Here is an 11,015-nt window from a genome sequence, read left to right on the forward strand (position 1 = left end):
CGCCGTCATTGCCTCACAACCCGCGACCGTTCGTCGCAGTTCCGTCATTTCCAATTATCTTCGCAGCACAGGTCCGAGCGGCTCTGGCGCAGCTTCTGCCGCGAGATTGAGTGCCATCATGCCTGGGACATCACGCCCAAGGCGTTCGATGCGTCAGGTGAGCGCAGGGGTCTCAGGATCCCGATCCATCGAGTTTGATCGCCGAGTTTGATCGCACGGCGTGGCCCACCTTCGTCACACCCGAGCGATGGTTCGAGCGGCGGGCTCACGCGCGCGCCTCGGCTCTCTACGGGGTGCAACCGGCGTTCCGCGCGCGGTTTTGCGTGAGCCTTTAGCCCTCGCCATTCCTCTCGAGGATGTTGGCGCGGTGGGTCAGGCGGTCAAGCAGTGCTGTCAGAACCGGCGTCAGATCCAGACGTCAGGTTCCGGCGCCGAAGTGGGCGATCACCCAGAGCAAGATTGCGGTGCCTGCCAGCAGTTCAAAGATCTGGGCCCTGCGCTGGCGCCGGGTGCTCTGGTGGCGCTCGCGTTCGATTTCGATCTTGGTCATGAAGCAATTCCTAAAAATGGGATTTAAAAGAATATTTGGTCCGCGGGCGCGGAGGAAATCGGTGCGTCGGTAGATATTATATGATCTAATATATTGATTTATTTAGAAAAACTATGAATACCTCTCTATTCGGATCGCTGCAATGGGTGATGGGCGTAGGGGCTCTGTTGCGACGTCCCATGCGTGGTCCACCGAAAGGGCCGCCCGCTCTCTGCGGTTGATCGGTCACGCAGGCCGGAGCGCTGCGTCGGCGAAGAGAGCGGCCCGCCCGGCGGTCAGTGGAGCGCGCGGGAGAGGGCGCGGCGCGATTCCGGCGTGGCCAGCTTGTCGTGGATGGCCTGAAACTCGACCCGGGCGCGGGCGCGCTGGCCGGAGTTGAGATAGGCATAGCCCCGCAGCAGCGCGATATCGCGCCGGACCACGCCGCTCAGCCGTTCGAGCTCGTCGAAATAGGCGATGGCTCGGCGGTAGTCGTGGCGTTCGTAGGCAGAGACGCCGCGCTTGTCGAGGATCTGCGTCTCGACTTCCAAGCGTTGCTGGTCCGAGAAATGGGTGGTGGCAGCGACGTTCGCGGCCTGGTCGACCATGTTCAGCTGCAGCATCACCAGCGCCATCCCGTAGCGGGCATCGCGTCGGCCTTCTGCCGTGGGCGACCGGCTTGCCGCAAGTTTGAAATCGTTCAAAGCCTGCATCGGACGCTTCGCGTTGAGCGCGCACCAAGCGCGCTGGGAGACGATCTCGGGGCTGGTGCCCTTGGCCGAGGCGGCAAGGCAGGTTGACCAATCGGCACGTTGCGCGGCGGTGCGCGCCTGCGACAGCGCTGTTGAGGCGCCGCCGGACAGGGTGCGGCGCGGCGAGGGGGCAAGCGGAGGCTGCGCCGACGGTCGTTGGGTTTTGTTCGAGGAGAGGGCGCCAGCAGACGCATCGAAGGCGGCGGGGGCGCCGCTCGGCGTGGCGGAGGCAAGAGGGCGTGGCTGAGTCTGCAGCCCGGCGCGCAGACGGTTCTCGACCGAGGTCAGGCGCTGGGCGGAGCCCGGCGCGCCGGCGCGGGCCGCATCTGCCATGGCGGCGAGCTCCTCGAGGCTGGCGACGGCCACGGATTTCTCAAGCGTGGCAACGAGGATGTTGGGATCGGAGCAGCTGCGGACGACGCCGTTGAGCGTCGTAAGGGCCAGCGCGGGCTCGCGCGCGGCCTGATACTGTTCGGCCAGGAGCCAAGCATTGTTCACCCGCTCGCAGCGCAGCAGCTCGGGGGTGGCGCGTGCGATCCTGATGGCGGCCTCGGGCTCTCCTCGCGAGACCGCCTGATCGAAGCTCGACTGGGCTTCGGCAATCGACAGGGCCGCAAGCAACTCGGGCGAGGGGGCCCAGCCCGGGGTTGCGCGGCCGGTTTCCTCGATGAGGGTGCGGGCGCGGACGAAATTGCCCGAGCGGATCTCGCGGTAGATGCTGGCGACCGCCTCGTCGGGTGCGATCTGCTGCAGCGTGGCGAGATCCTCGGGAACCACCCAGTCGGGATAGCGAAGTTGCAGCCGGCGAACCTCGGAGCGGACGGCCAAGTCATTGGCCTCGTTCATGTAGAAGCGCAGCGCCTGGAGATCGCTGTCGGAGGGCGACTGGGCCTGAGCGGACAGCGCGCCGAGGGCTTGGGTCATGGCGAGAAGGGCGAGGGTAAAATGGAACTTTTTCATAACGGTACACACGTGGGTAGGGCTTCGGCCTGCGCGATCAGGGCGAAGAGTTGCAGGGTTGCCGGATAATAGGGGGCGCTTGGCGAGAAGGGCGGGATCCGCGAGCCGATCTCTTGGCTCGCGGCACAGGTCGCGAGCGCGGCGATGGCCCGGTATCCCGGCTCCGCGCTGGTCGTGAGAGCCTCTCCGGAGCCGCGGCTGAGCCGGGTGGCGGCGAGGCCCGGGGGGACGCGAGACTGGGCCTCGGCGAAGCGCAGGACCGCGGGGTGATCCCCCAGGCCCGACCAGATCAAATAGAGTGGCACGCGCATCGCCTCGTAGCCGGCATCGAAGGAGAACCCCTGGGCCGGCCCAAGGGCCTGCGGTGTCACCTCCACCCAGTCGGGGACAACGCCGTCGAGCGCGAGCTGGCGGGCCAGTTCGACCGCACCGCGGGCCGCCGCGGCGAGCACCGGTTGGTTGAACTCGGCCGCCAACTCCTGCATCGCCAGCGGCATCGCGTAGCAGGGGTTGTAAAGGACCCCTGCCTCTGTCTCGAACCCACGGGCCGCGGGCAGCAGAAGCGGGTCGGCACCGGGACGGTGGACGATGCAGCTCCGGACGAGATCGAGCACGATGGCTTCCGCCGCGGTGCGGTATTCGGGGGCATCAAACCGCCGCGCCGCGCGCAGCAGGGCCCAAGCCCGGAAGAGGTCGCCGTCGCTGGCATTGTTTAGGTCGGGCACCCGTACCGGCGCGTCGGGAAGCCAGCGCCAGGCCATCAGGGCATCCTGCCGGATGGCGAGGTTGAGCCGGGTCCAGGCGTCCAGCCGCTCGAAGGTCGCCCGATCCCCTATCATCGCGGCCAGCAGCATGCCGTAGGCCTGCCCCTCGGAATGGCTCGACGTCTTCTGTAGCCGGTCGATCACGCGGCCAGTCGCGTCCATGTTGGCATCGCGCCAGGCCTCCCAGACATCGAAAAGGCCGGCCTCGAGGCTGGTTGAGGAGGTTGCCGCCAAGCCCGCCGCCGGCAGGGAAAGCGCGCCGAAAAGGCCAGTTGCGGAAAGGGAGGCGAGAAGATCGCGTCGGTTCATTTCTTCCTCCGTCGCGTGATGATCATGACGCCCATTGCGAGGATCGCGGAGACCAGGGACAGCGCCAGCATGGGGACGATGAACACGGGCGGTGCGAGGGAGGCGTAATTGCCGACCACCCTGCGCGCGTTGTCGAGGGTCAGCGGCTCGTGCAGCTTGAGCCTCCGTTTCGAGGAGTGCCAGCTCTGCCAGCCCGCGTCGGGCGTGAACAGCGACACCTGCCCGCGCGGGACGTCGAGACGCCCGCCACCGTCGATCAGAGACGCAACAAGCTTCTCGGGCGCGAGGTTGGGGCGGAGGATGAGCCAGATGTCCCCGGGGCGATCGAGGTCGGGCTGCAGCAGCATGGCGTCGGCGGCGCGCCCTTCGAGCCAGGCGTCCAGCTCGGACTGCGGGCCGCGCCAGATCGCGGCGAGCCGGTCTCGGAAGGCCCGGATCGCGGTGCCAACCTTGTCAGTGTCGTAGAAAGCGCGCCACCAGCGCCCATTGTCGACCTTGGCCCAGGCGTCGAGTTCCTTCTCCTCGGGATGTGGCGCGATCAGCATCGCCTCCTGCAGCGTCGAGGTGGCGTCCCCGAGGATGGCCCCGCCGAGGGTCGACAGGTCGGAGGGAACGCCGATGGTCAGAGATGCGGCTCCCGGTGCCCTGGCACCATGGCCAACGAAGACCGAGGCCAGGCGCGGCAGAAGACCAAGCGGCAGGGCGTCCGCGGCGGCCTCGCTCAGCCGGACGCTTTCGGGGCTCAGCGCATCCAGCACCAGGTCGAGCCGTGCGACGGACATGCTGGGCGCCGTGGGGATTTCCACCGTCGTCGTGTCGAAGATCTCGAAGATCGGCGTGCTGCGCGGCGCGCAGGCCTCGTCCGGTGCATCGCCGGGAACCAGCGCCTCGAAGGTCAGCTGATTGACACCGGGGTCGAGCATGTTCGCCGCGAAGGGAATGCGCAGGGTCTCAACCCGTTGTCCCGCCTTGTCGTCCTCGTCGAGCGGAAGAAGGTGGACGGTCGCGTCGTTGATCTTCACCAGAAGCAGGGCGCCCTTTGGCAGATCGCGGTCAAACCCATAGTCGAGCCGGAGCTCCGCACGCTGCGCCGATAGCACCAGCCAATCCCAGGGAAGCTGAAAGCGCACCGTCTCGCGGATGTAATTTCCCTGTCCGACCAGGCGCCCGGCGCCGAGGTCCGCTAGCGACCGTGGCACGCCGGGCTGAAGCAGCGGCACCGGGTTGGCGGGATGCCCCTCGTCAAAGGCGCTCAGCATCACCCGTGCGACCTGCTCGGGATGGGCGGCATTTGCCACAAGCACCAGCGCGCCATCTCCGCCACGGCGAAATTGCGGCAGGTCGGGAGGAGAGAATTCCTCGGGCAGCAGCGTCACCCGCGCCAGCGCCGGCGGGACCGTGGCGACCGCGTAGGGATCGGTGATCCGCATTTCCGGCGGCAGGCCTTCGAACAGGCTTTCGACCCGGGCCATGGCGGCGGTCATCGAAGCCACGTCGCCCGAGCCATGGCTCTCTACCACGACAAGCGGCTGTCCGCGCCCGAGTTGTGCCGCGACCGCCGCTAGGAAACCGGGGGCGTCCGCGCCGAAATCGCTCGGTGCGACTTTGATGCCGCTCTGCGACAGCAGGACATCGGTCCAGAGATCGAAGGCCGCGTCGGGGCCGCAAAACACGCGGTGAACCTGCTGGAAGCGCAGGGTCACCACGTTCCGCCCGGGCTTTAGTGCGCTGCCGGGAATGGCGAGGGCATCCGTCCCGAGTGCGTCGAAGTTATCGGGGATGACGGTGCCGATGGTGGTGCCGTTGACTTCGACCCGGATCTTTGACTGCTCTGGAAGAAGGTTGATCGAGCTGAGCGTGGTCAGCTCAAGCTCGGCACCCTCCGCCTTGCGCGGCAGAAACAGGACGAAGCGCGCTTCGCCGACTTGCCCCTGCACGCGGTAGCCCTCGGTTTCGGCGCCTTGCGGCACCACCGGGCGCAGCGGCAGCAGGACCGGCAGCCCGTCGGTGCGCTCTTCTGCCATGGGCGTGGCGGCTGTCCAGTCCATCCTGGGGACCGCGCTCTGCGCAAGGCGCTCGGCCGGCGCAACTGAAGCGTCCTGCGCCGGAAGCTCCGGCATGTCGTCCAGGAGAATTTGCTGTGCGCGGACGCCATGCGCGAAGGCAGGCAGGAGCGCGGCGGCAAGAAGGGGAAGGATCCACTGTTTCATGGCGTCACTCCTCGATCACAAGGTAATCTGCGGCACCGGCCACCGCGGCGGCCTCGAGCGGTGCCCGTGCCGGGCGGGGCTCCGGGCGGTCCATTGGCGCAACCACGAAGGCGGGTTCGCCACGCATGGCATCCTCGGTCGCTTCGCGGCGCCGGCGAGCTGGCTCGGTGAGAAAACCGATCACTGACTTCGGCACCGACATCAGGCTCTTGCCAGCGACGTAGGCGAGCCCGGCAATCAGTGTGCTGCCTTGGGGATAGACCTTCCGGAAGAAGTGCCACCGCAGGCTGTCGCCGTAGACCAGATGCGCGGTCAGCCGGCTTGCCGCGATCATCTGCGCGGGCGCGACGTCGAGCTCGATCAGTGTTCCTTCCACGTCGGAGCGCACGGCCTTCACCTTGAGAGGCAGGGGCGCTTCGAGCTCTGGGGCCTGCGGAAGGGTCGGTACGAGTTCGACCTTCAGGCCCGTCGAGGCCCCTTCGCGGAACACCCTCCCGTGGCGCGACCGCGTATCGTTGCCGAGATGCAGGGTAACGCTGCGGGGGGTGAAGGCGACGATCTCGGCTTGGACCTCCGCGGCCTGCTCGTCGTCGCCCGGCGCGGACTGGGACCAGCGCAGCATTGCCGGACTGGAGATCCCGCAGCGCGGCCGGTCGAGCTGGTCCGGGCGTTCGAAGACCGCGCGCAGCGCGTAGGCGACCAGCAGGAAGTTGTAGAGGTTCCACGCGCCAACGATCTCGACCACCGCACGGTCGCCGGGGAAGGCGGCCCAGCGGTACGCCCCCGCAACCAGACCCGCCAGCAGCAGCGCGGCGAGCACCGCCAGCGGCGCATAGACCGGCGACAGGAAGGCGTGGTCCAGCGTCTCGTCCTTGGCGGTGACCTTGAAGGAGGCATCGCGCGGCCGCAGCACCGTATGCACCACCGCCTTGAGCAGATAGGGCGTCTGGGCGATCTCGTAGACTTCCGAGATCTGCGGCCAGCGGACGCTGCCGAACAGCGCGTTCTGCACCATGAAGCCGATCAGCAGATAGGGAAGGATATAGGCCAGCACCTCCTGCGTCGTGACAACGTAGATTTCGAGACCGAAGAAGAGGTAAAGCAGCGGCATGAGGAGGAAGATCATGCGGATGGCCGGAAACAGCCAAAAGCTCATGGAGTTCAGGTAGCACAGGCGCTGCTTCAGTGAGAGGCCGCTGCGGAAGATCGGGTTCTTCAGCATCAGCATCTGGATCATGCCGGTCGCCCAGCGACCGCGCTGCTGGATGAACGAGGCGAAGGTCTCGGGTTGCAGCCCGGCCACCATCGCGTGATCGAGATAGAGGCTCTCCCATCCGCGCGCGTGAATATCCAGCGCCGTCTCGGCATCCTCGGTGATGGTCTCGCCGGCGATGCCGCCGACCTCGTCCAGCGCCTGGCGCCGCAGCAGGGCCGCCGAGCCGCAGAAGAAGGCCCCGCCGAAGCGGTCGAGGCCCCGGTGGATCTGTGCGTAGAACATCTCGTTTTCGGAGGGCGAGGTCTCGGGCAACGCGAGATTGCGCTCGATCGGGTCGCGGTTGGTGAAGAAGTGCGGGGATTGCACGAGAAAGAGCCGAGGGTTCTCGACCATGTAGCCGACGGTGCGCGCCAGGAAGTCGCGGGTCGGTACGTGGTCCGCGTCGAGCACCAGCACCAGCTCGCCATCGAGGTGCTGCAGCGCGGCATTGAGGTTGCCGGCCTTGGCGCGCTCGTTGCGGGCGCGGGCGGTGTATTCGACGCCGAGTTCCCTGCAGAGCGCCTGAAGGCTCGCCCGCCGCTCGCGCGCCCGGCGGCGCGTCTCGAGGTCGGTGTGGTTGCAGCGCGCGTCGGTGCCACCGTCGTCGCAGAGCACGACCCGCTTCTTGTCCGCGGGGTAATTGATCCGCGTCGCCGCCGCGAGGGTCACTGCAAGCAGCTCCTCGCTCTCGTTGTAGCTGGGGATGAGGATGTCGACCGTCGGCACATCTTCGAGGCGTACGGGGGCGGGCTTGGGCGGATCGACCGGATCGGAGTTGATCAGGGCGGTCAAAAAGAAGATGGCGACGGTGAAGCTCTCGGCCGCGAAGAGGACCAGCGCCGCGGCGAGCGAGACCGGGTCCTCGAAGGAGGGCAGCGTCTCGAAGAGGCGCCAAAGCCAGTAGCGGAGCACGAAGGTGCCGGCGATCGACAGGACGACGAAGCGCAGGGTCATGTTCGAGGTCACCCCGGGCTTCATCACGTAGATCAGACTGCAGGCCAGAAGCGACAGCAGCGCCTGCGTGGCGACGGAGGTCGGCACCGAGGCGAGGAACACCACCACGGCAAAAAGCGCGGCCCATGCGAGGGCGAGGGCCAAGGCCCCGGTTGCGGAAACGAGATCAAGGAATTTCATGGCAGCGGTCCTGCGAGCGGGGACAACATCTTGGGGGCGGCCTCTTCGGCGAGTCCCGTGGCGGCAAAGCTCGCCCCCTGCGGCGCGATCGGGGCGAGCGCCTCTTCCACGGTGCCGTGGACGCAATTGCGCATGGCGAGGTCCATGGCGCCTGCGCCGGCGGGAATGGTGCGGTTCGCCCCGTCGAAGCGGCGGAAGGCGAGCACACAGGTTAATCCTGAGTAATTGGTCCAGTGCGCCCAATCGATCTGGCCGAGCGCGTCGGTCTCCGTCGTCATGCCGCGGATTTCGGCGGCGGTGAACGGATAGGGGATGCCTCCGGCGGACTTCAGCAGTTCGAGCGGCTGGAACCGTCCGATGCTGGCGCGGCCGGTGCCATGCGAGCGGAGAAGAATGTAGTTCTCGCCCGAGATGGCGGTCGGGTTGGGAAGCAGGATGTGCTGTTCGCTGCGGCCGCGGAAACGTCGCTCCAAAACCACTTGGGCGCTTCGGGTCGACAGCCAGGCATCGGCCTGCGGTTGCAGCACGAAGGTCGCCTGCTGAAATTCCCTGTCGAACTCCGTCGGGGTGAGCGGGAAGGTATCGCAGGCTGCGATGAAGACCAGAGCGACGAACTCGAGTCGACATTTACGTCTCAATTGCGCAATGCGGCGCAACGATAGAAAATTGCCGGGCAAAACAAGGCACCCCTCAAACAAACACACCAATGTACTTCACAAATAGTCAGATCAATATATGTCCGGAGGGTCAAAATACCCCGAAGAGACGTTCACACTAAGAACACAATTCCCTGACGAATCCATGGAAAAAATTGGCGAGCAGCCAGATTTTTCCGAATGGTGCTCAAAGAACGAACACCCACGAGGGGCCGATCGGACAAATTATCGTCAAAATTTGGTACAGCCTCGGGGCGGTGAGCGGACTGCCCGGTGCCGGTCGCTTCAAGCCGGCCTCACACGATTCGGCGGGTTGCGCCGACAAGGGGCTTGGGGGGGTGAAGATGCGGCGGCAGGAAATTGACCGGAGAGGGCGCCCCTGGGGCAATGCGCGGACTGGCCTCCCAGGCGGCTCAGTCCCGCCGCGCTGCGACCAGCTGTTCTAGTGGAAATAAATCGACGTGAGGATGACGAGCAACGCGGCCAGCGGAAGACCGAGCAGCAAGGGCAAGGGCAGGCGGTTGATCCGCGGAGTGGGCTGGTAGCAACTCCCGCACTCGACGGCGCCGAGGCGCATCTTGTGGCCGCAGGATCGGCAATTGAACAGGCGGCGGTTGCGTAGGCTCATGATGGCCCTCCAAGATACTCGTAAAAATAAGGAACAATTAAGGCGATTCTCGTCATGAGGTAGCGTCATCTCCATTGCAATGGCAAGCGAAATGCGCGGAAACAATCGGTTGCCGAAGAATGAAGGGATATCCCCTGTATTTCGGTCTCCGCAGCAAGGGCTTTCTAACCCGTGCGCGTCCTGCGTGAATCGCGCACCCGAGCGCATTTCCGGCCTCGCGCCCTGGCGTGGCGTGATCCGTGTCAAGGAATGTCGCGGCAATGCAGCTAGAGTCGCGGTGATCGAGGAGACATCGCCATGCCCCCAACGCCGCCCAAGCGGCGCGGCCTGCCGCCGCTTGCCCTTGCGCTCTGCTACGCCGCAGTGATCGCGCTGCCGCTGCTGCCGGCGTTGCTGACCGGACAGGGGCATGGCCAGGGCGCAATGCGGCTGGCGACTGGGGCAGGGGTGGCCGCTGCGGGGATGATCCTGTTGCAGATGATTACGAGCGGGCGCTTCGAGGCGATCTCGGGGCGGATCGGGATCGACATCACCATGGCCTTTCACAAGTGGGCGGCGCCGGTGGCGCTGTTGCTGGCGCTGGTGCACGTTCTGGCGGTGATCGGGCTGCCGGACGCCGACCGCCCGGGCCGACTCGCCCGGCGTGTCGATCTCGTCCTGTCAGCCCCCGGCCTTTGGGAGGCGCGGCTCGCGCTCATTCTGCTCGCCGTCCTGGTCTGTCTCGCGCTGCTGCGCGATCGGATGGGGATGCGCTACCAGATGTGGCGGGCCGGGCACGCGCTCGGGGCCGTCACCCTCGTGGGGCTGGTGGTCTGGCACGCGGTGAACGCCGGCAGGGCAGGGGCGCTCGGCGCGGTGCTCTGGATCCTCTTCGCGCTCGCCGTGACCCTTCCGGCGCTTTGGGTTTACGCCGTCCGCCTCATTCGGCCGAACCGGCAGGGCTGGACGCTCCGCGCGACACAGCCCGCCGGAGAGCGCCTCTGGCTGCTGAGGGTCGCACCGCCCGAGGGCGGCGGGCTGCGCTTCGAGCCAGGGCAGTTCGCCTGGGTCGCCTTCGGGCGCAAGCGCCTGCCGTTGCACGATCATCCGTTTTCTATCGCCTCCGCCCCCGGCGAGCCGGAGCTGCGCTTTCTCGTGCAGGAGGCCGGGGATTTCACAGACGGGATCGGAGCGCTCGCGCCGGGGACACGGGTCTCGGTCGACGGCCCGCATGGCAGCTTCGTGCCGCGCGGCGAGGGGCCGCTGGTTCTCGTCGCCGGCGGGGTGGGCATCGCGCCGATCCTGTCCATCCTGGCGCATCTCGCGCGCAGCCAGAGCCGCCGGCCGGTGCGGCTCATCTATGCCGCGCGGAGCGCAGAGGCGATGGTGCCGCCAGATCTCTACCGTCCAGCCTGCGCGGCGCTCGGGGTGGTGCCGATGCTGATCTCCGACCGGGCCAATGACGGCGGCGCGTTGCTGCGCGGCCCCCTGATGCGGGGGCATCTCGCGCAGGCCTTCGAAGGGCTCGATCCCGCTGCCTGCGAAGTGATGACCTGCGGCCCCGGACCGATGATGACCTTCGTCGCGGACACGGCGTTGGAGATGGGGGTGCCGATGCAGGCGATCAGCTACGAGCGCTTCAGCTACGCAGCGGGTCGCGCCTCGGCCAAGGATCGCCGGATCTTGGCGGGCTTCGCGGCGCTCTGGGGAGGGGTCGTGGCCATGGTGCTGGCCTACTGGCTGGCCTGATCCTCTAGCCAGGCGAGGATCGCTGCGCGGGTCGCGGGGTCCTTAGCGTGATGATCGGCGAGGAAGCGGTCGAGCCGCGCCGCCCCCGTG

Annotated in this window: 8 protein-coding genes; 1 reads left to right on the top strand and 7 read right to left on the bottom strand. The window is 66.9% G+C overall.

All coding sequences use genetic code 11. The annotated features are described in order from the left end of the window. Nucleotides 1-418: 418 nt before the first annotated feature. From G0Q01_RS27035 to G0Q01_RS03345, 7 genes are all read right to left on the bottom strand, one after another. Nucleotides 419-550: a hypothetical protein gene (locus G0Q01_RS27035; protein ID WP_255455530.1), complete on the bottom strand. Its 132-nt coding sequence runs from the start codon at nucleotides 548-550 to the stop codon at nucleotides 419-421. A 275-nt stretch (nucleotides 551-825) separates the two neighbouring features. Next, nucleotides 826-2,241, bottom strand: coding sequence for a hypothetical protein (locus G0Q01_RS03320; RefSeq protein WP_164190309.1), 1,416 nt, complete (start codon nucleotides 2,239-2,241; stop codon nucleotides 826-828). Then, nucleotides 2,238-3,314: a glycosyl hydrolase family 8 gene (locus G0Q01_RS03325; RefSeq protein ID WP_164190311.1), complete on the bottom strand. Its 1,077-nt coding sequence runs from the start codon at nucleotides 3,312-3,314 to the stop codon at nucleotides 2,238-2,240. The genes G0Q01_RS03320 and G0Q01_RS03325 overlap by 4 nt, the downstream gene beginning before the upstream one ends. Then, nucleotides 3,311-5,524 (bottom strand): cellulose biosynthesis cyclic di-GMP-binding regulatory protein BcsB, encoded by a 2,214-nt coding sequence (locus tag G0Q01_RS03330; RefSeq protein ID WP_164190313.1) that lies wholly within the window; start codon nucleotides 5,522-5,524, stop codon nucleotides 3,311-3,313. Before G0Q01_RS03330 ends, G0Q01_RS03325 begins: the two co-directional genes overlap by 4 nt. A gap of 4 nt (nucleotides 5,525-5,528) precedes the next feature. Beyond that, the gene (bcsA, locus tag G0Q01_RS03335) at nucleotides 5,529-7,913 is read right to left on the bottom strand and encodes a UDP-forming cellulose synthase catalytic subunit (RefSeq protein WP_164190322.1); all 2,385 of its coding nucleotides are present in this window, start codon (nucleotides 7,911-7,913) and stop codon (nucleotides 5,529-5,531) included. Then, nucleotides 7,910-8,551 (bottom strand): hypothetical protein, encoded by a 642-nt coding sequence (locus G0Q01_RS03340; protein ID WP_164190324.1) that lies wholly within the window; start codon nucleotides 8,549-8,551, stop codon nucleotides 7,910-7,912. The genes bcsA and G0Q01_RS03340 overlap by 4 nt, the downstream gene beginning before the upstream one ends. 460 nt (nucleotides 8,552-9,011) lie before the next feature. Then, entirely contained in the window at nucleotides 9,012-9,197 is a 186-nt protein-coding gene (locus G0Q01_RS03345; RefSeq protein ID WP_164190326.1) for a hypothetical protein, read from the bottom strand. Nucleotides 9,198-9,494: 297 nt separating this feature from the next. On the opposite strand from G0Q01_RS03345, the gene G0Q01_RS03350 reads away from it, so the two are divergent. Beyond that, nucleotides 9,495-10,925 (top strand): ferric reductase-like transmembrane domain-containing protein, encoded by a 1,431-nt coding sequence (locus tag G0Q01_RS03350; RefSeq protein ID WP_164190328.1) that lies wholly within the window; start codon nucleotides 9,495-9,497, stop codon nucleotides 10,923-10,925. The last annotated feature ends 90 nt before the right edge of the window (nucleotides 10,926-11,015 follow it).

Source organism: Salipiger sp. PrR007, from assembly GCF_010499845.1.
Taxonomy (GTDB): Bacteria; Pseudomonadota; Alphaproteobacteria; order Rhodobacterales; family Rhodobacteraceae; genus Salipiger; species Salipiger pacificus_A.